A 22,163-nucleotide genomic window follows, 5' to 3' on the forward strand; every position below is an offset into this window, starting at 1 on the left:
CAGGGACGAGGAACTTCAATCCGTTGCGGCTGCTTTCGATATAGGGGCTCTCGCCCGGCGTGGCGACGATCTTAGCCGGCCAGCCCTGCGACTCGACGATCGCCTTGATCGCCTGCGGGTTCTGCGCATTGACCAGTTCGGCCTGCGCCGGCGCGGCGGCGAGCAGCGCCGCTGCGGCGAACGCCCATCCGCCGCTCATTGAAAATCTGCCCATGATATTCCCCCGTTTGAAACCATCCGCGAAGCGCGCGGCCGACCGACCCGATGGCGGCGTAACATGGCCTTGGCCGCTCTTGCCAGCGGACAATATGCTTTTGGTCACATGGGCGTTATTTTCCTGTCCGCAGCGCTTGCGAGGCGCGTCCCGCTGGCCTAAAGCGCCCGCAATAAGGGTGGCAAACACCCCAATAGACAACAGAAGAACTGCGAGCCCCCATGGTCGACCTGACGCAATATCTGCCGATCCTGATCTTCCTGTTCGTGGCTGTCGGCCTCTCGGCCGCCTTTGTGTTCCTGCCGATGGGCGTTTCGCGCCTGACCGGAGCGCATCAGCCCGATCCCGCGAAGCTCACCGAATATGAATGCGGCTTTCCCGCGTTCGAGGATGCGCGCAGCCAGTTCGACGTGCGCTTCTATCTTGTCGCCATTCTTTTCATCATCTTCGACCTCGAAGCGGCCTTCCTCTTTCCCTGGGCGGTCAGCCTCCAGGAAATCGGCTGGGCCGGCTGGGCGACGATGATGATTTTCCTCGCCGAACTCGCGCTCGGCCTTGTTTATGCATGGAAGAAAGGGGCGCTGGATTGGGAATGAGCAATTCGAGCATCCTGATGCCCGGCCAGATGCCGGTCGCCCCGGGTACCGCACCCGATGCGGGCTTTTTCGACGACCTCAACAACGAGGTCGGCGACAAGGGCTTTCTCGTCACCTCGACCGAGGATCTGTTCAACTGGGCGCGCACCGGCTCGCTCTGGTGGATGACCTTCGGGCTCGCCTGCTGCGCGGTCGAGATGATCCACGTCAACATGCCGCGCTATGACATGGAGCGCTTCGGCGTCGCGCCGCGCGCTTCGCCGCGCCAGTCCGACGTGATGATCGTCGCGGGCACGCTGTGCAACAAGATGGCGCCGGCGCTGCGCCGGGTCTACGACCAGATGTCGAACCCCAAATATGTCATCTCGATGGGCAGCTGCGCCAATGGCGGCGGCTATTACCATTACAGCTATTCGGTGGTGCGCGGCTGCGACCGCATCGTGCCGGTCGACATCTATGTCCCCGGCTGCCCGCCGACCGCCGAAGCCTTGCTCTATGGCGTGATGCAATTGCAGCGGAAAATTCGCCGCACCGGGACGATCGAACGCTGATGGGCCATCCCGCACCTTTGGTCGCCCCGCAGTCGGGCCTCGCCGTCGCGCTCAGGAAGCTGCTCGGCAAGGACCTGCTCGCGCATGACTTCGCTGCCGATGAGGACAGCATCACCGTGGCGCGCGACGCGATCGCCGGGGTGATGGTGAGCCTGCGCGACGAACTCGACTATCAGCAGATGATGGAAATCGCCGGGGTCGACTATCCTGACCGCGCCGAGCGCTTCGAGGTCGTCTATCACCTGCTGAGCATCACGAAAAACCATCGCCTGCGCGTCCGCGTCACCACCGATGAGGCGACGCCGGTGCCGACGATCGTGCCGGTGTGGCCGAACGCCGGCTGGCTCGAACGCGAAGTGTTCGACATGTATGGCGTGCTGTTCGCGGGCAATCCCGACCTCCGCCGCATCCTGACCGACTATGGTTTCCAGGGGCATCCGCAGCGCAAGGACTTCCCGCTGACCGGCTATATCGAGCTGCGCTACAGCGAAGAGGACAAGCGCGTCGTCTATGAACCGGTGAAACTGGCGCAGGATTTCCGCAACTTCGACTTCCTCTCGCCCTGGGAAGGCGCCGACTATGTGCTGCCCGGCGACGAAAAGGCCGGCGGTACCGGCGAGGCGCCGGGCAAGGGCGCGCCGACGCCGATGACCGCGAAAGAGGTCAAGGCCGCCGACGACAAGGCGAAGGCCTCGCCGCCGCCGACCCCCAAGACCACCGACAAGCCCGAGCAGACCGGGGCAGGGGCCAAGGCGAACATCAAGGCCGCCAAGACCAGCCGCGACGGCGCGAGCGCGAAGGCGGCGACCAAGCCCGCCAAGACCCCCGCGACGACCAAAGCCGAAAAGGCGCCCGCCAAGCCGCGCGCGCCGCGCAAGCCCAAAGCAGGAGGTGACGCATGACCGACGCTCCTCAGGTCAAGCACCACGGCAGCGACATGTTCACCGGCTATCCGGTCGACACCGCCGACACGGCGGGCGACCAGGTCGTCACCAACTACACGATCAACTTCGGCCCGCAGCATCCGGCGGCGCACGGCGTGCTGCGCATGGTGATGGAGCTCGACGGCGAAATCATCGAGCGCGTCGATCCGCATGTCGGGCTGCTCCATCGCGGCACCGAGAAGCTGATCGAGTATAAGACCTACCTTCAGGCGCTGCCCTATTTCGACCGGCTCGACTATTGCTCGCCGCTCGGCATGGAGCACTCGTACGTATTGGCGATCGAGAAGCTGCTCGACCTCGAAGTCCCGGCGCGCGCGCAATATCTGCGCGTCTTGTTCGCCGAGCTGACGCGCATCTGCAACCATATGCTCAACATCGGGTCGCACGTCATGGACGTCGGTGCGATGACGCCGAACCTGTGGGTGTTCGAGCTGCGCGAGGATTGCCTGAACTTCTTTGAGCGGGCCTCAGGCGCGCGTATGCATTCGGCGTGGTTCCGGCCCGGCGGCGTCCATCAGGACGTGCCCGAAAAGCTGCTTGTCGATATCGGCGAGTGGGTCGAAAAGCGGCTGCCCGAATTGTTCGGCGACGCGATGAGCCTGGTCATCGACAACCGCATCTTTAAGCAGCGCAACGTCGATATCGCGACGGTGTCGAAGGAAGATGCGCTGGCCTGGGGCTTCTCGGGCCCGATGATCCGCGGTAGCGGCATCGCCTGGGATTTGCGCAAGTCGCAGCCCTATGACGCCTATGCCCAGATGGATTTCGACATTCCCGTCGGTACGCGCGGCGACTGCTACGACCGCTTCATGGTCCGCGTCGAGGAAGTCTATCAGTCGGCGAAGATCATCAAACAGTGCCTGCGCGACATGCCGACCGGCCCGATCGCGAGCCTCGACCGCAAGGTGGTGCCGCCGAAGCGCGCCGAGATGAAGAGCTCGATGGAATCGCTGATCCATCACTTCAAGCTGTATACCGAGGGTTTCCACGTCCCCGCGGGCGAGGTTTATGTGGCGACCGAAAGCCCCAAGGGCGAATTCGGCGTCTATCTGGTCAGCGACGGCAGCAACAAGCCGTATCGCTGCAAGATCCGCCCGACGGCGTTCTCGCACCTGCAGGCGATGGACATGATGTCGAAAGGCCATATGCTCGCCGACACCACCGCGATCATCGGCGCGATCGACGTCGTGTTCGGGGAGTGCGACCGGTGAGCAAGCTGGACATCGCCGAGACGATGATCGCGCATTACAATGCGCAGGATGCCGACGCCTATGTCGCGCTGATGACCGACGACGCGGCCGAGGCCGGCTATCGCGGTGCGGTCGTTCGCGACGGCAGGGAAGGCGTGCGCGACGGACTGAAGGCGATGTTCGCCGAATTTCCGCAGAACCGCGCCGAAATCCTCTCGGGCTACACGCTGGGCGATTTCGTCGTCCTGCACGAAAAGGTCGCTCGCTCGCCGGAGGCCGACCCGTTCGAGGTCATGTCCATCTATAGTTTCGAAGGCGACAAGGTGTCGCGTGTGGAGTTTGTCCGCTAATGGCCGACGCCCCCCAAATCCCCGATGAGGCCGAAGTTCGCGCGCGCTGGGGCGCGTTCGTCTGGACCGCCGAAAATGCCGAAAAGGCGAAGGGCGTCATCGCGCGCTACCCCGCGGGGCGCCAGCGTTCGGCGGTGATGCCCTTGCTCGACCTCGCGCAGCGCCAGGTCGGCGCCGAGACGAACACCCAGGGCTGGCTGCCCGTGCCGGTGATCGAATATATCGCGGGCCAGCTCGATATGCCCTTCATCCGCGCCTACGAGGTCGCGACCTTCTATACCATGTACAATATGGCGCCGGTCGGCCGCTATCATGTCCAGGTGTGCGGCACGACGCCGTGCCTGCTGCGCGGATCGGACGATGTGATGGCGGCGTGCAAGAATCGCGGCATGGTCAAGGGCAAGACCACGCCCGACGGCCTGTTCACGCTGACCGAGGTCGAGTGCATGGGCACCTGCACCAACGCGCCGATGGTCCAGATCAACGACGACAATTACGAAGACCTGGATTTCGACCGCACCGCCGCGATCCTCGACGCGCTGGCGGCGGGCGAGAATCCCAAGGCGGGCACGCAGCTGGCCGATCGTCACACCAGCGAGCCGCAGGGCGGCCCGACGACGCTGACCGAAATGGTCGCGGCGAACCATGATTACCGGAAGGATTGGTGATGGAAGGGCAGAAACTCCTCCAGCTCGCCGGGCTGATTTTCGTCGTTCTCGTCGTCCTTGTGGTGTTCGGGCTGGTGCTCAACATCGCGATCAGCATCGCGTCGATCCTGCTCGTCGTCGCGGTGATCGCGGGCCTCTATTTCCTCGCCGAACGGCTTTTCGGAAAGCGCCGCTAATGCTCGCCGACAAGGATCGCATCTTCACCAACATCTATGGCTTCCAGCCGTGGAACCTCAAATCGGCGCAGGCGCGCGGCGATTGGGACAAGACCAAGAATCTGATGGCCGCGGGACAGGACGCGATCATCGAAACGATCAAGGCGTCGGGGCTGCGCGGTCGCGGCGGTGCGGGTTTCCCCACGGGGCTCAAATGGTCGTTCATGCCCAAGGAACCGCGCGCCGACCGCCCGAGCTTCCTCGTCATCAACGCCGACGAATCCGAGCCCGGCAGTTGCAAGGACCGCGAGATCATCCGCCACGATCCGCATAAGCTGATCGAAGGCGCGCTGATCGCGGGCTTCGCGATGCGCGCGCGTGCGGCGTACATCTATATTCGCGGCGAATTCATCCGCGAAGCCGAGACGCTCTTCGCGGCGGTGCAGGAGGCTTATGACGCCGGCTTGCTCGGCAAGAATGCCGCCAAGTCGGGCTATGATTTCGACGTCTTCGTCCATCGCGGCGCCGGCGCCTATATCTGCGGCGAAGAAACCGCGATGATCGAAAGCCTTGAGGGCAAGAAGGGCCAGCCGCGCCTGAAGCCCCCGTTCCCGGCGGGCGCGGGCCTCTATGGCTGCCCGACCACGGTCAACAATGTCGAGAGCATCGCGGTCGTCCCGACGATCCTGCGCCGCGGCGCGTCGTGGTTCTCGTCCTTCGGGCGCGAGAACAACAAGGGCACCAAGCTTTTCCAGATCTCGGGCCATGTCGAGCGCCCGTGCGTCGTCGAGGAAGAGATGAGCATCCCGTTCCGCGAGCTGATCGACAAGCATTGCGGCGGCATTCGCGGCGGTTGGGACAATCTGCTCGCGGTGATCCCCGGCGGTTCGTCGGTGCCGCTGGTTCCGGCGGTCGAGATCATGGACTGCCCGATGGACTTCGACGGGCTGAAAGCCGTCGGTTCGGGCCTCGGCACCGCCGCCGCGATCGTGATGGACAAGTCGACCGACGTCGTCCAGGCGATCAGTCGCATCAGTTACTTCTATAAGCATGAAAGCTGCGGCCAGTGCACCCCGTGCCGCGAAGGCACCGGCTGGATGTGGCGCGTGATGGAACGGCTGCGCACCGGCGATGCCCATATCAGCGAAATCGACACGCTCTACGACGTCACCAAGCAGGTCGAAGGCCACACCATCTGCGCGCTCGGCGACGCGGCGGCCTGGCCGATCCAGGGCCTGATCAAGCATTTCCGCCCCGAAATCGAACGCCGCATCCTCGAAAACGGCGGCGCGCTGGAGGCGGCCGAGTGAGCGACGCGGAGCGCCTTGGCCTTCTGCTGATCGTCGTGATGGCGATGCTTGCGTTCGGCGTGCGGGTCCTGTGGGGTTCGTCGAAACCGAAGCCGTCGGCAAAGAATGGCTGGCGCCTTACCGCGCCGAAGACCTCGGGACGCTGGTTTGACAACCAGCATTGGGGGGAGGGCGACTGATGCGCGGTACCGCGTCGACCTTGGCGATGCTGGGTGCGCTGCATTTTGCGGTGTCTGCACAGGCGTGCGTCAAGGTGACGCCGACGGTTCGGGCGTGGGCGCAATGCGGCTATAAGGTCGCGTCGGCGACGGGTGACCACAAGTTCATGGTCAATTTCGCAAAGGCGAAATTCCGAAAGCGCCCGCTACTCAAGACCGCGCAACCACGCTGGGATAAGCTCGAAGCACGCATCATTGCAAAATGTGGAACCTTCGCGGCAGCCGCTGCTGCGGACGAGAAAGAGCTAAAGACGCTGCGGAAGAAACTGGGTGCGGTGTACGTCCCGGACGATCAATTCATGGCGATCTCCGACACGGGGAACATTACGATTTTGGTGGAAAAAGATGCCTAAAGTTACCGTAGATGGCGTAGAACTCGACGTTCCGCAGGGCGCGACCGTCCTGCAGGCGTGCGAGCTGGCGGGTAAGGAAATCCCGCGTTTCTGCTACCATGAACGCCTGAGCATCGCGGGCAATTGCCGCATGTGCCTCGTCGAGGTCGCGCCCGGCCCGCCGAAGCCGCAGGCCAGCTGCGCGCTGCCCGCTGCCGAGGGGCAGGTGATCAAGACCGACAGCCCGATGGTCAAGAAGGCGCGCGAGGGGGTGATGGAGTTTCTGCTCATCAACCACCCGCTCGACTGCCCGATCTGCGACCAGGGCGGCGAATGCGATCTGCAGGACCAGTCGGTCGCCTATGGCCGCGGCGCGACGCGCTATGACGAGAACAAGCGCGCGGTCACCGAGAAATATATGGGTCCGATCGTCAAGACGGTGATGACCCGCTGCATCCAGTGCACGCGGTGCGTCCGCTTTGCGGAGGAAGTCGCGGGCGTGGAAGACATTGGCGCGATCTATCGCGGCGAAAATATGCAGATCACATCGTACCTCGAAAACGCGGTACAGAGCGAGCTGTCGGGCAATGTCGTCGACCTGTGCCCCGTCGGCGCGCTGACCTCGAAGCCCTATGCGTTCGAGGCGCGGCCGTGGGAGCTGACCAAGACGCTCAGCATCGACATGATGGACGCGGTCGGCACCAACGTCCGCATCGATGCGCGCGGGCGCCAGGTGCTGCGCGTGCTGCCGCGCGTCAACGACGAGGTGAACGAGGAATGGGCGAACGACAAGACGCGCCACCATGTCGACGGCCTCGTCCGTCGCCGCCTCGATCGGCCCTATGTGCGCAAGGACGGCGCGCTGGTCGAAGCGAGCTGGGCCGAGGCCTTTGCCGCGATCAAGGCGGTGAATGCCGGTGCGTCGGTTGCGGCGATCGCCGGCGACCTTGCCGATTGCGAAACCATGTTCGCGGCCAGGGCGCTGGTGACCGCGCTCGGCGGCACGCTGCTCGAAGGGCGCCAGACCGGGCTCGACTATGACGTCACCAGCCTGTCGGCGGTCAATTTCAACACCACCATCGCCGAGGCCGAAAATGCCGATGTGATCCTGCTCGTCGGCACCAATTTGCGCTGGGAAGCGCCGCTGATCAACACGCGCGTTCGCAAGGCGGTGTGGAAGAAGGGCGCCAAGGTCTTTGCGATCGGCCCCGAAACCGATCTCACCTACAAGGCCGAATGGCTCGGCGACGATGCGTCGCTGGTCGCGAAGCTGCCCAAGCATGTCACCGACGCGCTGAAGGGCGCCGAGCGGCCGATGCTGGTATTCGGCGGCGGCGCTCTGTCGGTGCCCGGTGTCCACGGCGCGGGCCTCGCGCTCGCCAAGGCGGTGAACGCGGTCAAGGACGGCTGGAACGGCTATAATGTCGTCCATTTCTCGGCCGCGCGTATGGGCTCGCTGATGCTCGGCTATGGCCTGCCCGGCGGGATCAAGGACGTGATTGCGGCGAAGCCCAAGCTTGCTTTCTTCCTCGGCGCCGACGAGGTCGATTTCGCTGCGCTGCCCGATACGTTCAAGGTCTATGTCGGCCATCATGGCGACAAGGGCGCGCATGCCGCCGACGTCATCCTGCCCGCAGCGGCATGGACTGAAAAGGACTTCACCACGGTCAACACCGAAGGCCGCGTCCAGCGCAGCGAAAAGGCGGTGTTCGCACCCGGCGACGCGCGCGAGGACTGGAGCATTTTCAGGGCTTTGGCTGACGCGCTCGGCGTCAATATCGGCTTCGACAGCTTCGCCGAATGCCGCGCCGCGATGATCGCCGCGGTGCCCGCGCTCGGTGTCGAAGGTCTCGCCGACTATGGCTGGACGGCGCCCAAGCTGCCCGCCAAGCCCGAGGCCCGCGCGATCCCGTCGCCGATCAAGGATTTCTATCTCACCAACGCCATCTGCCGCGCGTCGCCGACGATGCAGCGCTGCTCCGAAGAGCTGGTCCATGGCGTCACCTTTGCGGAGGCCGCAGAATGACCCCGGTGCATATCATCGCCAGCACCTTGCTCGTCGGCATGGGCTACGCCGTCTGGCGCGGTTTCAACGCGCCCAAGAGCGAAAAGCCCGGCCCGCATAACGGCTGGCGCAATCAGGACGGCGCGAAGAAATGACCGAGACCTTCATCTCGTGGGGCATGGACCCGACCTGGGCGTGGGGCGTCGCGACGATCGCCGGCATCCTGCTCATCGCGCTGCCGCTGATGCTCAGCGTCGCGATGATCATCTACGCCGACCGCAAGATCTGGGCGGCGATCGCGCTGCGCCGCGGCCCGAACGTCGTCGGCCCCTTTGGTCTGCTCCAGTCCTTCGCCGATGGCCTGAAAGTATTCCTGCAGGAAACGATCATCCCGACCGGCGCCAATCGCGGGCTGTTCCTGATCGCGCCGATCATCACCTTCACCGTCGCGCTGATGGCGTGGGCGGTGATCCCGTTCAACTCGGGCGCGGTGCTCGCCGACATCAATGTCGGGCTGCTCTATATCCTCGCGATCTCGTCGCTTGGCGTTTACGGCGTGATCCTGTCGGGCTGGGCGTCGAACTCGAAATATCCTTTCTTTTCGGCGATGCGCGCCTCGGCGCAGATGATCTCCTATGAAGTCTCGATCGGCTTTATCCTGATCGGCGTCGTGCTGTTCGCCGACAGCTTCAACATGAACGACATCGTCAAGGCGCAGGGCGGCGACGGCGCGGCGCTCGGCCTGTTCAACGGCTTCGGCTTCTATCCGCTGCTCTTCCCGCTCGCGGTGATGTTCCTGATCTCGTCGCTCGCCGAAACCGCGCGCGCGCCGTTCGATTTGACGGAGGCCGAGAGCGAACTCGTCGCGGGTTACCAGACCGAATATTCGTCGATGAGCTTCGCGCTCTTCTGGCTCGGCGAATATGCCAACGTCCTGCTGATGTGCACGCTCAACGCCGTGCTGTTCTGGGGCGGCTGGCTGCCGCCGCTCAACATCGATTTCCCGGGGATCGACATCCCGGGTTGGGTGTGGCTGTTCATCAAGATCCTGACGTTTTTCTTCATCTTCAGCTGGGTGAAGGCGACCGTTCCGCGCTACCGCTACGACCAGTTGATGCGACTGGGCTGGAAGGTCTTCCTGCCGATCTCGCTGATCTGGATCTTTCTCATCTCCGGCTGGCTGATGCTGACGAGGTATTCATGAGTAACATCGCCCATCTCGTCAAAAGCTTCACCTTGTGGGAATTTGTGAAGGCGCACGCCCTCACGCTCAAATATTTCTTCAAGCCGAAGGCGACGATCAACTATCCGTTCGAGAAGAACCCGCTGAGCCCGCGTTTCCGCGGCGAGCATGCGCTGCGGCGCTATCCGAATGGTGAGGAACGCTGCATCGCGTGCAAGCTGTGCGAGGCGGTGTGCCCGGCGCAGGCAATCACGATCGAGGCCGAGCCGCGCGACGACGGTTCGCGCCGCACGACGCGCTACGACATCGACATGACCAAATGCATCTATTGCGGCTTTTGCCAGGAAGCATGCCCGGTCGATGCGGTGGTCGAGGGGCCGAACTTCGAATTCGCGACCGAAACGCGCGAGGAACTGCTCTATGACAAGGCCAAGCTGCTCGCCAATGGCGACAAATGGGAACGCGCGATCGCGGCGAATCTTGCCGCCGACGCGCCCTATCGATAAGGGCGCGCGCACATGATTCAGGTCGCTGCTTTCTGGCTCTTCGCCACCATCGTGATCGCTTCGGCGGCGATGGTGATCTTTGCCCGCAACCCGGTCCACAGCGTGATGTGGCTGATCCTCGCTTTCTTCAACGCGGCGGGGCTGATGCTGCTCGTCGGGGCCGAGTTCATCGCGATGCTGCTCGTCATCGTCTATGTCGGCGCGGTCGCGGTGCTGTTCCTGTTCGTCGTGATGATGCTCGACATCGATTTCGCCGAATTGCGCGCGGGTTTCGTGCGCTACCTGCCGCTCGGCGCGCTCGTCGCGATCATCCTCGCGGCCGAGATCATCTTTGCGGTCGGCGCGTGGAGCGCGGGCAAGGTCGAGCTTGCGGCAAAGGTGGCGCCGGTCGTCGCCGACAAGAGCAATATCCAGCAGATCGGCGAACTGCTCTACACGCGCTACATCTTCCTCTTCGAGGCGGCGGGCATCGTCCTGCTCGTCGCGATGATCGGCGCGATCGTGCTGACGCACCGCCAGCGCGGCGGGGTGCGCATCCAGAATATCTCGGACCAGAACAAGCGCCGCCCGCAGGATGCTACGCGCCTTGTCGATCCGGGCGTCGGGCAGGGGGTGGAGCTGTGATTTCCGTCGGCCATTATCTCGCCGTTTCGGCGGTGCTGTTCACGCTCGGCGTGCTCGGCATCTTCATCAACCGCAAGAATATCATCGTCATCCTGATGGCGATCGAACTGATCCTGCTGGCGGTGAACATCAATCTCGTCGCGTTCAGCTCGGCGCTCGGCGACCTCGTCGGGCAGGTGTTCGCGATGTTCGTGCTGACCGTCGCCGCCGGCGAAGCGGCGATCGGGCTCGCCATTCTTGTGATCTATTTCCGCGGCCGCGGCACCATTGCGGTCGATGACGCCAACCGGATGAAGGGGTAAGCCGGTGATTCAGGCGATCGTATTCCTGCCGCTGCTCGCGGCGCTTGTCGCAGGGCTGGGCCAGCGCGCCATCGGCCCGTTCGCGGCCAAGCTCGTCACGACGGCGGCACTGTTCACCAGCGCCGCGCTCAGCTGGCCGATTTTCCTGTCCTTCGTGTGGAACACCGGCACGCCCGAGGTTGTCACCGTGCTGCACTGGATCAGCTCGGGGGCGCTGCAGTTCAACTGGGAACTCCGCGTCGACACGCTGACCGCGGTGATGCTCGTCGTCATCACGACCGTCTCGTCGCTCGTCCACCTCTATAGCTGGGGCTATATGGAGGAGGATCCGGACCAGCCGCGCTTCTTCGCTTACCTGTCGCTCTTCACCTTCGCGATGCTGATGCTGGTGACCGCGAACAACCTCGTCCAGATGTTCTTCGGCTGGGAAGGCGTCGGTCTCGCCTCCTATCTGCTGATCGGTTTCTGGTACAAGAAGCCGAGCGCCAATGCCGCCGCGATCAAGGCGTTCGTCGTCAACCGCGTCGGCGACCTGGGTTTCATGCTCGGCATCTTCGGCACCTTCCTCGTGTTCGGCACCGTCTCGATCCCCGACATCCTCAATGCCGCGCCGGGCATGGCGGGCAGCAGCATCACCTTCCTCGGCATGCGCCTCGACACGATGACGATCCTCTGTCTGCTGCTGTTCATCGGCGCGATGGGCAAGTCGGCGCAGCTCGGGCTGCACACCTGGCTTCCCGACGCGATGGAGGGTCCGACCCCGGTGTCGGCGCTGATCCACGCCGCGACGATGGTCACTGCGGGCGTGTTCATGGTATGCCGCCTGTCGCCGATGTTCGAAACCTCGGACGTCGCGCAGGGCGTCGTGATGTTCGTCGGCGCCGCGACCTGCTTCTTCGCGGCGACCGTCGCGACGACGCAATGGGACATCAAGCGCGTCATCGCCTATTCGACCTGTTCGCAGCTCGGTTACATGTTCTTCGCCGCCGGCGCGGGCGCCTATGGCGCGGCGATGTTCCACCTGTTCACCCACGCTTTCTTCAAGGCTTTGCTGTTCCTCGGCGCCGGTTCGGTGATCCATGCGATGCACCATGAACAGGACATGCGCTATTATGGCGCGCTGCGGAAACGGATCCCGATCACCTATTGGGCGATGATGCTCGGGACGCTGGCGATCACCGGCGTCGGCATCGCGGGCGTCGCGGGTTTCGCCGGCTTCTATTCGAAGGACGGCATCCTCGAAGCCGCGTTCGCGAGCGGCGGTGGCGGGGTCATCGCCTTCTGGGTCGGCATTTTTGTCGCCTTCCTGACCAGCTTCTATTCGTGGCGCCTCGTCTTCCTGACCTTCTATGGCAAGGCGCGCTGGGACCAGAGCGAGCATATCCAGCACGCGGTGCACGACGCGCACGGCGATGACGATCACGCCCATGCGGCACACGACGACCACCATCATCACGACAGCCATGGCGACGGCACGGCGGGCTATCACCCGCACGAAAGCCCGATCAGCATGCTGATCCCGCTGGTGGCGCTGTCGATCGGCGCGGTGTTCGCGGGCATCGCCTTCCACCACCAGTTCATCTATCCCGAGGAGGGCATGGCGTTCTGGAACGGCAGCCTCGCGTTCGACGCGCATCTGATGCACGCCGCGCACGAAGTGCCCTTGTGGGTTAAATGGACGCCGTTCACGGTGATGGCGATCGGGCTGTTCCTCGCCTGGAACAGCTATATCCGCAACACCAGTCTGCCGGGGCGCTTTGTGGCGCAGTTCAAGCTGCTCCACCAGTTTCTCTACAACAAATGGTATTTCGACGAGCTGTACAACGCGATTTTCGTCAAGCCGGCCTTTGCGCTCGGCCGCTTCTTCTGGAAGCGCGGCGATGAACAGACCATCGACCGCTTCGGTCCGGATGGCGCGGCGGCGCTCGTCGCAGGGGGAACGCGGCTCGCGGTGCGGCTGCAATCGGGTTATGTTTATGGATATGCGTTCGTGATGCTGCTCGGCCTCGTCGGCCTCGCCAGCTGGGCCATGGTGAAGTTCCTGTGAGCGGGCTTCCCTACCTTTCGCTGCTGCTCGCCGTTCCGGCGGTCGCGGCCGTCGCCTGCCTGTTCGTCGGCGACCGCAACGCGAAGTTCGTGGCGCTCGGCGCGACGCTGATCAATTTCGTGCTCAGCCTGCTGATGTGGGCCCAGTTCGACATCGGCGGCGCCCAGTGGCAGTTCACCGAAAGCGCGAACCTGTTCGGTGACGCCTTCGCCTGGAAGCTCGGCATCGACGGGCTGGCGCTGATGCTCATCCTGCTCAGCACCTTCCTGATGCCGCTGTGCATCCTCGCTAGCTGGGAGGCGATCACCAAGCGCGTCGGCCTCTACATGGCGATGTTCCTGATCATGGAAGTCGTGATGATCGGCGTCTTCTGTGCGCAGGATCTGGTCCTCTTCTACATCTTCTTCGAAGCCGGGCTGATCCCGATGTATTTCATCATCGGCATCTGGGGCGGCGCGAACCGCAAATATGCGGCGTTCAAATTCTTCCTCTACACGCTGCTCGGCTCGGTGCTGATGCTGATCGCGATGATCGCGATGATCGCGGAGGCGGGCACGAGCGACATTCCGACGCTGATGAACTACAGCTTCCCGGTCCATATGCAGACCTGGCTGTGGCTCGCCTTCTTTGCCAGCCTCGCGGTTAAGATGCCGATGTGGCCGGTCCACACCTGGCTTCCCGACGCGCATGTGCAGGCGCCGACCGCAGGCTCGATGATCCTGGCGGGCGTGCTGCTCAAGATGGGCGGTTACGGCTTCGTCCGCTTTATGATGCCGATGTTCCCCGACGCCTCGGCGCAGCTGATGTGGATCGTCTTCGCGCTGTCGATGGTCGCGGTGGTCTACACCAGCCTCGTCGCGCTGGTGCAGAGCGACATGAAGAAGCTGATCGCTTATTCGTCGGTCGCTCACATGGCGATCGTCACCGCCGGCCTCTTCGCCTTCAACCAGCAGGGCATTGAGGGCGCGATGATCGTCATGCTCAGCCATGGCGTCGTCTCGGCTGCGCTCTTCTTCTGCGTCGGGGTGATCTACGACCGGCTCCACACGCGCGAGATCGACCGTTACGGCGGGCTCGCGGTGAACATGCCAGCCTATGCGCTGTTCTTCATGCTGTTCACCATGGCGTCGATCGGCCTGCCGGGCACCAGCGGCTTCGTCGGCGAATTCCTCAGCATCGCGGGCATCTATGAAGCCTCGAGCTGGGTCGCCTTCGTCTGCACCACCGGCATCATCCTCGGCGCCGCGTACATGCTCTATCTCTACCGCCGGATCATATTCGGCGAACTCACCAAGGACGATGTGAAGGCAATGCCCGATCTCAATCCCCGCGAATGGGCGATCATGGTGCCGCTGGCCGCCGTGGCGCTGTGGATGGGCGTCTATCCCGAAAGCTTCCTCGCGCCGATGCGCGGCGACGTGACCACCGTGGTCGCGCGCCTTGCCCCCGCGAAGCCCGCCGGCGACGCACATGTCAGCGCGGGCAAGCCCAAGGCGGCCGCCGAACATGGCGCCGGCCATGAGGCACCCGCCGGCGAAGCCCATCATGCGGGAGGCAGCCAATGACCGCCGATCTCGCCCTCATCTGGCCCGAACTGATCCTGACGATCGGCGGGCTGGTCACCTTGATGCTCGGCACCTTCCTCGGCGATCGCCAGGTCGGGCTGTACCAGCTGGCCGCGCTGCTGACGCTCGGGGCCGCCGCCGTCGCAGTGGTCGCGCTGTTCGGCACCAACGCCTCAGTCTTTTCGGGCACGCTGTCGGTCGACAATTTCGGCGGGTTCGCGAAGCTCATCATCTATGGCGCCAGCGCCGTGTCGATCCTCGTCGCGCCGCGCTTCTTCACCGGCGGCATGCGCGCCGAATATCCGGTGCTGATCCTGTTCGCGGCGCTCGGCATGGGCATCATGGCGTCGTCGCGCGACCTGATGACCCTCTATGTCGGTCTCGAACTCAACAGCCTCGCCGCCTATGTGCTCGCCAGCTTCATGCGCGGCGACGAGCGGTCGAGCGAAGCGGGCCTTAAATATTTCGTCCTCGGCGCGCTCGCCTCGGGCATGCTGCTCTATGGCATCTCGCTGCTCTACGGCTTCAGTGGCACGACCGATTTCGCGGGCATCGCCAAGGCGATGGGCGATGATGTGAATATCGGGCTGATCTTCGGCATCGTCTTCGTGCTGGCGGGGCTCGGCTTCAAGGTCAGCGCGGTGCCGTTCCACATGTGGACCCCCGACGTCTATGAAGGCGCGCCGACCCCGGTCACCGCCTTTTTCGCGAGCGCCCCGAAAGTCGCCGCGATGGCGCTGATGACGCGCGTTGTCGTCGACGCGATGGGCCCCGCGATCGGCGCCTGGCAACAGATCATCATCTTCCTCGCGCTCGCCTCGATCATCCTCGGCGCAGTCGGCGCGATCGGACAGAAGAATATCAAGCGCCTGCTTGCCTATTCGTCGATCAACAATGTCGGCTTCATGCTCATCGGCCTCGCTGCGGGAACGCAGGCGGGGGTGCAGGCGGTGCTGACCTATCTGCTCGTCTATGTGGTGACGACGCTCGGCGCCTTCCTGGTGGTGCTGCAACTGCGCGACGCCGACGGCAATCAGATCGAGAGCATTCCGGCGCTCGCCGGCCTGTCCGAACGTCGCCCCGGCCTTGCGGCGGCGATGGCGGTGTTCATGTACAGCCTCGCCGGCATTCCGCCGCTGTTCGGCTTCTGGCCGAAATATCTGGCGTTCCAGGCGGCGGTGAATGCGAACCTGGTGCCACTGGCGGTCGCGGGCATCGTCGCCTCCGTCATTGGCGCGTACTATTATATTATGATTATCAAGACGATGTACTTCGACGACAAGTCGGACGTCGAGATCAGCGGCGGCGGCAATATCGTCGAAGGCACGATCGTCGCGGTCAGCGCGCTGTGGTTGTCGGTCATCGGCTATCTCTTCATTCCCATGCTGGGCGTCGCTTCGGCCGCCGCCGCGTCGGTGCTGTTCTGATCCCGCCGATCGAGCGGATCGCCGAGACAGGTTCGACCAACGCCGACCTGCTGGCGCGGCTGGCCAGCGGCGAGCATGTGGGCGAGGGGCATTGGCTCGTCGCCGACCGCCAGACCGCTGGGCGCGGGCGCCTCGGGCGCGGGTGGAACGACGGGCAGGGCAATTTCATGGGCTCGACCGTCGTCCATATGACCGCCGGCGATCCGTCACCCGCGACGCTGGCGCTGGTCGCCGGGGTGGCGCTGGCCAAAGCGGTCGCCGCGCTGGCGCCCGGTCTCGGCGCCCAGCTCAAATGGCCCAACGACCTGCTGGTCGACGGCGCCAAATGCGCCGGCATATTGATGGAGCGGAGCCGCGACAGCATCGTGATCGGCATCGGGGTCAACCTCGTCGCCGCGCCCGACCTGCCCGATCGCCCGACGGCGGCGCTCACCGACAAGGGGGCCAGCCTCGATCGCGACCGCTTCGCCGACGCACTCGCGATCGCGATGACCGACGCGCTGTGGACCTGGCGACAGGAAGGCGTGGGCCGCATCATCGCCGCCTGGTTGCCGCAGGCGCACCCGATCGGCACGCCGCTCCATATCTCCGAACAGGGCATCGACGGGGTTTTCGACGGCCTCGCGCCCGACGGCGCGCTGCGCTTGCGCCGCGACGGCGGCGAGACCATGGTGGTGCATGCTGGCGATGTCGAACTGCGCCGACCGCTCGAAGAGGGGAATTAGCCGTGCTGCTCGCCATCGACGTCGGCAACACCAACGCCAAATTCGCGCTGTTCCGGGGAACCGAGCTGCTCGCGCGCTGGCGCATCGCGACCGACGACCGCCGCACCGCCGACGAATATATGGTCTGGCTCGACCAGTTGCTGCGCATCGAGGGCCATGATCGCGGCCAGGTCGAGGCGGTGATCATCTCGACCGTCGTCCCGCGCGCGCTTCACAATCTGCAACTGCTCGCGCATAAATATTTCGGCGTCGATGCGCTTGTCGCCGGGCGCGAACCGGTGACCTGGGGCATCGCGCTCAAGGTCGACGAGCCGCAATCGGTCGGCGCCGACCGCGCGGTCAACGCCATCTCGGCGCAGGCGCTCGAACCCGGCCAGGACAAGCTGGTCATCAGCTTCGGCACCGCGACGACGCTCGACCATATCGGGCCCGACGGCGCCTATCTCGGCGGGATCATCGCGCCCGGCGTCAACCTGTCGCTCGAAGCCCTCGTCGCCGCCGCCGCCAAGCTGCCGCGCATCGCGATCGAGGCCCCTGCAACGACCAGCGTCATCGGCCGCACCACCGAAAGCCAGATGCTGATCGGCGTCTATTGGGGCTATGTTTCGATGATGGAGGGGCTGATTGCGCGGATGAAGGCCGAAATCGGCAAACCGCTCACCGTCATCGCCACCGGCGGCCTCGCGACGCTGTTTCAGGAACAGGCGCATCTTTTCGATCGTATCGACCCCGACCTCACTCTCAATGGATTAATGCATTTGTACAACCAACGGACCGCAGCATGACCAAACCCGGCAAGGAACTGCTCTTTCTCGCGCTCGGCGGATCGGGCGAGATCGGCATGAACGCCAATCTCTACGGCTGCGACGGCAAATGGATCATGCTCGATTTGGGCGTGACCTTCGGCACCCATGATTATCCCGGCATCGACATCCTCATGCCCGACCTCGAATTTATCGAGGATCGCAAGAAGGACCTGCTCGGCATCGTCCTGACCCACGGGCATGAGGATCATATCGGCGCCTTGCCCTATCTCGCGGCCGATCTCGGCGTGCCGCTCTACGCCAATCGCTTCACTGCGGGGCTGATCGCGCACAAGCTCGCCGAGGAAGGCCTCACGAGCGAGGTCAAGATCAAGACCGTCGATATCGACGCGCAATTCCAGCTCGGCCCCTTCGGCATCCGCCTGATGCCGCTCGCCCACTCGATCCTCGAGATGAGCGCGGCGGTGATCGACACGCCTTATGGCCGCGTCTTTCACACCGGCGACTGGAAACTCGACGATCATCCGGTGCTCGGCACACCCTCGTCGGCGAAGGCGCTGACCGCGATCGGCGACGAGGGCATCGACGTCCTCGTCGGCGATTCGACCAATGCCTTCAATCCCGAGGCGTCGGGCAGCGAAGGCGGCCTTTTCGACGGTCTGCTCGCTTCGGTCGGCGCGGCGAAGGGCAGGGTGATCGTCACCACTTTCGCGTCGAACGCGGCGCGGCTCAAGACGCTGGGCGAGGTCGCCAAGGCGACGGGACGCACCCTGTGCGTCGCGGGCCGCTCGCTCGACCGCATCCTCGGGGTCGCGCGCTCGGTCGGTTATCTGAAGGATTTCCCCGCCACCGTCGATTTCGATGAGGCGATGCGCCTGCCGCGCAACAAGGTGATGGTGATCGCCACCGGCGGGCAGGGCGAACCGCGCGCGGCGCTCGCGCGCATGGCCGCCGACATGCACCAGATCAAGCTCGAGGCCGGCGACACCGTCGTCTTCTCGTCGAAGCAGATTCCGGGCAACGAGGTCGCGATCGGGCGGATTATGAACCAGCTCGCCGCCAAGGATGTGCTGACTGTGACCGAGAAACAGGCGCATATCCACGTCAGCGGCCACCCGGGGCAACCCGAACTCGCCGCGCTCTATGGCTGGCTGCGGCCAAAGCTCGTCGTGCCGGTGCATGGCGAGATCCGCCACATGCACGAACAGGCGCGCTTTGCGCTCGAACGCGGCGTGCCGGATGCGCTGATCCAGGAAAATGGCGACCTCGTCCGCCTCGCTCCCGGCCCCGCGAAGATCATCGAGCGCGTCCGCTCGGGCCGACTGATCCTCGACGGCGACGTCATCCTGCCCGCCGATGGCGAGACGATCAACGAGCGGCGCAAGCTGTCGGTCAATGGCCACATCACCGTCGCGGTGATCTTCACGAACGGCAAATTCACCGAAAGCGCCGTCAGCTATCGCGGCGTTCCGGTCGAGGACGATCGCGAGGCGTTCATCGACGAAATGCGCGAAGCCGCCGAACAGGCCGCGCTTGCGCCATCGAAGGATGTCGAAAAGATGCGCGAGGCGATCCGCCTCGGCGTCCGCCGCATCGCGACCGACTGGACCGGCAAAAAGCCGGTGGTCGACGTCATGCTCGTCGACCTGTAGGGAGCGGCGCCATGAAATGGACCTCAGCCCTCGCGATCTTCACCCTGTTCTGGGTGTTCAGCGCCTTTTTTGTGCTGCCTTTCCACGGGCGGCGCAGCGAAGATGCCGACACGCCATTTGTGGCGGGACAGGACCATGGCGCGCCCGCGACCTTCCGCCCGAAGCGCGTCCTGCTCCAGATGACGATCGCGGCGGCGGTGTGTTTCGTGATCTATTATGTGGCCTATGTGAACGGCTGGGCTGATCCCGACGTGCTGAGCGGGCGAGCTTAAGCGACACGCGACCGATCAAGGTCCCACCCAAGGCCGATCGGTGTTGAGCTCGTCGAAGCACCATCCTGCCACTCTCAGCTGCCAAGGGAAAAATAGCCCTTCGACAGGCTCAGGGCGAACGGTATCTTATGACGCCGTGGCTTCTTACCCCCGCAGCCGGTCGATCGCCTGCGCCAGCGCGACATAGAGCTTGCCGATATCCGACGACAGCAGGGTGACGCTGATCGCGGACCCGTCGCGCGCGCCCATCAATAGGCGCAGCATCGCTTCGAAATCATGGATGAACTGATTGACCGAGGCGTGGAAGGCGTCGTCATTCTGATAGATGCGCAGGATTTCCTTCGCCTCGCTATTCTCGACCAGCTTGACCGCGCGCCTCGCGAACACTCCGCGGTCGCCCTTCAGATAAGCATCCCAGGCGGTGTCGCTGACCTCGCTCGACAGGATCTTGGTGACGTCGATCGCGGTCGACTTCAGCGATTCGGTGAGCAATCCGACCTGCTTCGCCAGCGAATCGCGGTCCGACGCCGCGATCGCCGCGTCGGCCTCGGCGGCGCGCGCTTCGACATTGGCGCTGGTGTCCATGATCGTGATGAGCTGGCGCATCAGCCGGTCGGTGGCGTTGTTCGCCGCCGTCACCGCGCGCTCGGACGCTTCGCCGATCGCGTCGAGCTGCGCCATGATCTCGGTGCGGAACGCCGCATCGATCGCCTCGGTCGCGGTCGATTGCATCGCGTCGCGCGCGCCCGCCACCAGCGCCTCCAGCGTCGCCTGCGCCTGCTCAGCGGCCGAATCGGCGGTCGCGCGGACCTGCCCCAGCGTTGCGATCATCTTCGCGCCGCCCTGTTCGGCGAACTGGTCGGCGCCGTCGCGCAGCCTGGCGAGCGCCGCATCGGCCTCGGCCAGCGAGGCGTTGATCCGCTCGACCAGCGCCTGCTGGCTGTCGGCATGACCCGCCATCTGCGTCTCGTTCGACGCCAGCGTCGCCTGCACCGCATTCACATGCGACAGCGTCGATTGCGCGACCAGCTCGGACGCTTCGAGCAATGGTTTCAGATCGCCGAGCGAGGTCTTGGTCGCCTGACCATGCGCCGCCATGCGGTCGATCGCGTGCGGCAATGTCTCGTCCATCTCGCGCGTCACCGCGTCGAGCGCGAGCAGCAGCGCTTCGGCGTGCGAGATCAGCTGGCGCGCCGACCCATTGCCCGACTCGGTCTGCTCCATGAAGGCTGCGAGTTGTGCCTTGGTGTCGTCGATCGCGCGGCCGATGACGCCTGCGCTCGCCGATACGCTGACATCGAGAAATTCGAGCCGGTCGCCGATTTCGGCGACATGGCCGGTGATCCGCGCCGACAATTCCTCGCTCGCGACCCCGTGCGCCGCAAGCCGGACCCCGATGTCGTCGCTCGCCTCGCGCGCGACCGCGAGCCGGTCGTCGAGCTGCCCGGCGGAATTGGCGACGCCGTCGCGGAACTGCTGCCATGTCTGGCCAAGCCGCGCGCTCATCGTATCGACGGTCGAGGTCAGCTCATGGTGCAGCGCCGCCGCGACCTGGGTGATCTGCGCCAGCGTCGCATCATGCGCGCTGGTGACCTGCGCCGACGCGGTGAGCAGGTCGGTTTCGGCCTGCTTTGTCCGAGCTTCGAGCGATCCGATCGCGTCGTGCAGGGTCGCCGCCGATGCCTCGCCGGTCTCCGCCGCCTTCACCGCTTCCTCGGCGAGCGCGGCGAGCTTGGCCTCGAGGCTGGCGCCCTGCTGGTGCGCGACAAGCCCGGCCTCACGGAAATTGCCCGCGAGCCGCTGCGCGACATCGTCGATGCGGGGCAGGCCGGCGAGCAATCCGTCCATCCGCTGCAGCGCGACGTCGCCCGAGCGCGCGAGCTGGTCGTGCGCATTGGCGATCACCGACGCGTTGGTGGCCAGCTTGTCGCTGCTTTCGGTGAGCCGCGCCACGGTATCGAGCCCGAGTTGCTGGACCAATGTCGCCTGCTCGGCGAGCTGGCGCTGCGCATCGGCCAGATGCAGTCCGAGCGAATGCATCGACTGGTTGAGCGCTGCATTTTCATCGCGCAGCGCGGCGGCGACGCGCGCAAACCGCGCCTGTTCGGAGCGGCTCGAGCGCAGCAGCGCCATCCACAGCACCGCGAGCAGGGTCAGCGGCATGGCGATCGTCGCGATCAGGCCCGGCCATTCGGCCATCGCGGGCGCGCGGGTAAAGCCGTCGGTCGCCGCCATCGCGGCAAAGCCGGTCCAGCCGAGCCCGAGCAAGATCAGCAGGGCCGGGGCGACGCGGTCGCGGAACGGCGATCCGCCGTCGTTCATGTCGTCGGGCGCGGCGTCGTCGCGGAGCGCCGACAGGTCGAGCCAGTCGCGTTCTGCGGGCGTTTCGTCGACAACAGCCGTCGCGGTGTCGGGCGCGGCGATCGCGCCCGGCTCTGCGGCCTGGCTGTCCGGTTCCGGATTTGTCGCGGATTCCCGCCACAAACCGACGATTTTCTTATCCCCCGTCATAGGCGCATCTTAGCAGCAAATGGCCGTCGCGAAACGGAAACTTAACCATGCG

The 22,163-nt window shown here is 64.7% G+C and carries 24 protein-coding genes and 1 pseudogene; 23 read left to right on the forward strand and 2 right to left on the reverse strand.

From position 1 onward, the window contains the following. Positions 1-214: pseudogene (locus tag ACREB7_RS05010) on the reverse strand (YbjN domain-containing protein); the annotation flags it as partial. 221 nt (positions 215-435) lie between these two features. Between ACREB7_RS05010 and ACREB7_RS05015 the strand changes: the two are divergent. From ACREB7_RS05015 to ACREB7_RS05125, 23 genes are read left to right on the forward strand one after another with little or no spacing between them, the layout of a single operon-like run. Then, positions 436-810: an NADH-quinone oxidoreductase subunit A gene (locus ACREB7_RS05015; RefSeq protein WP_431591191.1), complete on the forward strand. Its 375-nt coding sequence runs from the start codon at positions 436-438 to the stop codon at positions 808-810. After that, positions 807-1,361, forward strand: a complete 555-nt coding sequence (locus tag ACREB7_RS05020) for a NuoB/complex I 20 kDa subunit family protein (protein ID WP_431591192.1) — start codon at positions 807-809, stop codon at positions 1,359-1,361. The genes ACREB7_RS05015 and ACREB7_RS05020 overlap by 4 nt, the downstream gene beginning before the upstream one ends. After that, on the forward strand, positions 1,361-2,263 hold the full coding sequence (locus ACREB7_RS05025) for an NADH-quinone oxidoreductase subunit C (RefSeq protein WP_431591193.1): 903 nt from the start codon (positions 1,361-1,363) through the stop codon (positions 2,261-2,263). Before ACREB7_RS05020 ends, ACREB7_RS05025 begins: the two co-directional genes overlap by 1 nt. Positions 2,264-2,298: 35 nt before the next feature. Then, positions 2,299-3,516 carry an NADH-quinone oxidoreductase subunit D gene (locus ACREB7_RS05030; protein ID WP_431591245.1) on the forward strand — a complete coding sequence of 406 codons (1,218 nt, stop codon included), beginning with the start codon at positions 2,299-2,301 and terminating at the stop codon, positions 3,514-3,516. Positions 3,517-3,539: 23 nt separating this feature from the next. Further along, entirely contained in the window at positions 3,540-3,845 is a 306-nt protein-coding gene (locus tag ACREB7_RS05035; protein WP_056352291.1) for a nuclear transport factor 2 family protein, read from the forward strand. Then, a complete protein-coding gene (locus tag ACREB7_RS05040) occupies positions 3,845-4,513 on the forward strand; it encodes a complex I 24 kDa subunit family protein (RefSeq protein WP_431591194.1) in 669 nt (222 codons plus the stop codon). Before ACREB7_RS05035 ends, ACREB7_RS05040 begins: the two co-directional genes overlap by 1 nt. Beyond that, on the forward strand, positions 4,513-4,689 hold the full coding sequence (locus tag ACREB7_RS05045) for a hypothetical protein (protein WP_431591195.1): 177 nt from the start codon (positions 4,513-4,515) through the stop codon (positions 4,687-4,689). Before ACREB7_RS05040 ends, ACREB7_RS05045 begins: the two co-directional genes overlap by 1 nt. Then, entirely contained in the window at positions 4,689-5,978 is a 1,290-nt protein-coding gene (gene nuoF / locus ACREB7_RS05050; RefSeq protein ID WP_431591196.1) for an NADH-quinone oxidoreductase subunit NuoF, read from the forward strand. The genes ACREB7_RS05045 and nuoF overlap by 1 nt, the downstream gene beginning before the upstream one ends. Continuing rightward, positions 5,975-6,157, forward strand: a complete 183-nt coding sequence (locus ACREB7_RS05055; RefSeq protein ID WP_431591197.1) for a hypothetical protein — start codon at positions 5,975-5,977, stop codon at positions 6,155-6,157. The genes nuoF and ACREB7_RS05055 overlap by 4 nt, the downstream gene beginning before the upstream one ends. Next, positions 6,157-6,549, forward strand: a complete 393-nt coding sequence (locus ACREB7_RS05060; RefSeq protein WP_431591198.1) for a hypothetical protein — start codon at positions 6,157-6,159, stop codon at positions 6,547-6,549. The genes ACREB7_RS05055 and ACREB7_RS05060 overlap by 1 nt, the downstream gene beginning before the upstream one ends. Continuing rightward, on the forward strand, positions 6,542-8,554 hold the full coding sequence (gene nuoG / locus ACREB7_RS05065; protein ID WP_431591199.1) for an NADH-quinone oxidoreductase subunit NuoG: 2,013 nt from the start codon (positions 6,542-6,544) through the stop codon (positions 8,552-8,554). Before ACREB7_RS05060 ends, nuoG begins: the two co-directional genes overlap by 8 nt. After that, the gene (locus tag ACREB7_RS05070) at positions 8,551-8,688 is read left to right on the forward strand and encodes a hypothetical protein (RefSeq protein ID WP_431591200.1); all 138 of its coding nucleotides are present in this window, start codon (positions 8,551-8,553) and stop codon (positions 8,686-8,688) included. Before nuoG ends, ACREB7_RS05070 begins: the two co-directional genes overlap by 4 nt. Next, on the forward strand, positions 8,685-9,737 hold the full coding sequence (nuoH, locus tag ACREB7_RS05075; protein WP_431591201.1) for an NADH-quinone oxidoreductase subunit NuoH: 1,053 nt from the start codon (positions 8,685-8,687) through the stop codon (positions 9,735-9,737). Before ACREB7_RS05070 ends, nuoH begins: the two co-directional genes overlap by 4 nt. Continuing rightward, the gene (gene nuoI / locus ACREB7_RS05080; RefSeq protein ID WP_431591202.1) at positions 9,734-10,222 is read left to right on the forward strand and encodes an NADH-quinone oxidoreductase subunit NuoI; all 489 of its coding nucleotides are present in this window, start codon (positions 9,734-9,736) and stop codon (positions 10,220-10,222) included. Before nuoH ends, nuoI begins: the two co-directional genes overlap by 4 nt. Before the next feature lie 12 nt (positions 10,223-10,234). Beyond that, on the forward strand, positions 10,235-10,846 hold the full coding sequence (locus tag ACREB7_RS05085; RefSeq protein ID WP_431591203.1) for an NADH-quinone oxidoreductase subunit J: 612 nt from the start codon (positions 10,235-10,237) through the stop codon (positions 10,844-10,846). Next, positions 10,843-11,148: an NADH-quinone oxidoreductase subunit NuoK gene (gene nuoK, locus ACREB7_RS05090; RefSeq protein WP_077145858.1), complete on the forward strand. Its 306-nt coding sequence runs from the start codon at positions 10,843-10,845 to the stop codon at positions 11,146-11,148. Before ACREB7_RS05085 ends, nuoK begins: the two co-directional genes overlap by 4 nt. Before the next feature lie 4 nt (positions 11,149-11,152). Then, a complete protein-coding gene (nuoL, locus tag ACREB7_RS05095) occupies positions 11,153-13,195 on the forward strand; it encodes an NADH-quinone oxidoreductase subunit L (protein WP_431591204.1) in 2,043 nt (680 codons plus the stop codon). Further along, on the forward strand, positions 13,192-14,760 hold the full coding sequence (locus ACREB7_RS05100; RefSeq protein WP_431591205.1) for an NADH-quinone oxidoreductase subunit M: 1,569 nt from the start codon (positions 13,192-13,194) through the stop codon (positions 14,758-14,760). Before nuoL ends, ACREB7_RS05100 begins: the two co-directional genes overlap by 4 nt. Next, positions 14,757-16,187, forward strand: a complete 1,431-nt coding sequence (nuoN, locus tag ACREB7_RS05105; RefSeq protein WP_431591206.1) for an NADH-quinone oxidoreductase subunit NuoN — start codon at positions 14,757-14,759, stop codon at positions 16,185-16,187. The genes ACREB7_RS05100 and nuoN overlap by 4 nt, the downstream gene beginning before the upstream one ends. Next, on the forward strand, positions 16,109-16,912 hold the full coding sequence (locus tag ACREB7_RS05110; protein ID WP_431591207.1) for a biotin--[acetyl-CoA-carboxylase] ligase: 804 nt from the start codon (positions 16,109-16,111) through the stop codon (positions 16,910-16,912). Before nuoN ends, ACREB7_RS05110 begins: the two co-directional genes overlap by 79 nt. A gap of 2 nt (positions 16,913-16,914) precedes the next feature. Continuing rightward, positions 16,915-17,697: a type III pantothenate kinase gene (locus tag ACREB7_RS05115; RefSeq protein ID WP_431591208.1), complete on the forward strand. Its 783-nt coding sequence runs from the start codon at positions 16,915-16,917 to the stop codon at positions 17,695-17,697. After that, a complete protein-coding gene (locus ACREB7_RS05120; RefSeq protein ID WP_431591209.1) occupies positions 17,694-19,328 on the forward strand; it encodes a ribonuclease J in 1,635 nt (544 codons plus the stop codon). Before ACREB7_RS05115 ends, ACREB7_RS05120 begins: the two co-directional genes overlap by 4 nt. Before the next feature lie 11 nt (positions 19,329-19,339). Next, positions 19,340-19,600 carry a DUF1467 family protein gene (locus ACREB7_RS05125; protein WP_431591210.1) on the forward strand — a complete coding sequence of 87 codons (261 nt, stop codon included), beginning with the start codon at positions 19,340-19,342 and terminating at the stop codon, positions 19,598-19,600. A 144-nt stretch (positions 19,601-19,744) separates the two neighbouring features. Here ACREB7_RS05125 and ACREB7_RS05130 read toward each other — a convergent pair whose 3' ends face one another. After that, positions 19,745-22,111, reverse strand: a complete 2,367-nt coding sequence (locus tag ACREB7_RS05130; protein WP_431591211.1) for a hypothetical protein — start codon at positions 22,109-22,111, stop codon at positions 19,745-19,747. Between the last annotated feature and the right edge of the window lie 52 nt (positions 22,112-22,163).

The sequence above is a fragment of the Sphingopyxis sp. genome, from assembly GCF_050725615.1.
GTDB lineage: Bacteria > Pseudomonadota > Alphaproteobacteria > Sphingomonadales > Sphingomonadaceae > Sphingopyxis.

Excerpts from the sequence above, each read along its gene's own strand:
- ACREB7_RS05015 (WP_431591191.1), top strand. The coding sequence starts at position 436 with ATGGTCGACCTGACGCAATATCTGCCGATCCTGATCTTCCTGTTCGTG.
- ACREB7_RS05020 (WP_431591192.1), top strand. The coding sequence starts at position 807 with ATGAGCAATTCGAGCATCCTGATGCCCGGCCAGATGCCGGTCGCCCCG.
- ACREB7_RS05025 (WP_431591193.1), top strand. The coding sequence starts at position 1,361 with ATGGGCCATCCCGCACCTTTGGTCGCCCCGCAGTCGGGCCTCGCCGTC.
- ACREB7_RS05030 (WP_431591245.1), top strand. The coding sequence starts at position 2,299 with ATGTTCACCGGCTATCCGGTCGACACCGCCGACACGGCGGGCGACCAG.
- ACREB7_RS05035 (WP_056352291.1), top strand. The coding sequence starts at position 3,540 with ATGATCGCGCATTACAATGCGCAGGATGCCGACGCCTATGTCGCGCTG.
- ACREB7_RS05040 (WP_431591194.1), top strand. The coding sequence starts at position 3,845 with ATGGCCGACGCCCCCCAAATCCCCGATGAGGCCGAAGTTCGCGCGCGC.
- ACREB7_RS05045 (WP_431591195.1), top strand. The coding sequence starts at position 4,513 with ATGGAAGGGCAGAAACTCCTCCAGCTCGCCGGGCTGATTTTCGTCGTT.
- nuoF (WP_431591196.1), top strand. The coding sequence starts at position 4,689 with ATGCTCGCCGACAAGGATCGCATCTTCACCAACATCTATGGCTTCCAG.
- ACREB7_RS05060 (WP_431591198.1), top strand. The coding sequence starts at position 6,157 with ATGCGCGGTACCGCGTCGACCTTGGCGATGCTGGGTGCGCTGCATTTT.
- nuoG (WP_431591199.1), top strand. The coding sequence starts at position 6,542 with ATGCCTAAAGTTACCGTAGATGGCGTAGAACTCGACGTTCCGCAGGGC.
- ACREB7_RS05070 (WP_431591200.1), top strand. The coding sequence starts at position 8,551 with ATGACCCCGGTGCATATCATCGCCAGCACCTTGCTCGTCGGCATGGGC.
- nuoH (WP_431591201.1), top strand. The coding sequence starts at position 8,685 with ATGACCGAGACCTTCATCTCGTGGGGCATGGACCCGACCTGGGCGTGG.
- nuoI (WP_431591202.1), top strand. The coding sequence starts at position 9,734 with ATGAGTAACATCGCCCATCTCGTCAAAAGCTTCACCTTGTGGGAATTT.
- ACREB7_RS05085 (WP_431591203.1), top strand. The coding sequence starts at position 10,235 with ATGATTCAGGTCGCTGCTTTCTGGCTCTTCGCCACCATCGTGATCGCT.
- nuoN (WP_431591206.1), top strand. The coding sequence starts at position 14,757 with ATGACCGCCGATCTCGCCCTCATCTGGCCCGAACTGATCCTGACGATC.
- ACREB7_RS05120 (WP_431591209.1), top strand. The coding sequence starts at position 17,694 with ATGACCAAACCCGGCAAGGAACTGCTCTTTCTCGCGCTCGGCGGATCG.
- ACREB7_RS05125 (WP_431591210.1), top strand. The coding sequence starts at position 19,340 with ATGAAATGGACCTCAGCCCTCGCGATCTTCACCCTGTTCTGGGTGTTC.
- ACREB7_RS05130 (WP_431591211.1), bottom strand. The coding sequence starts at position 22,111 with ATGACGGGGGATAAGAAAATCGTCGGTTTGTGGCGGGAATCCGCGACA.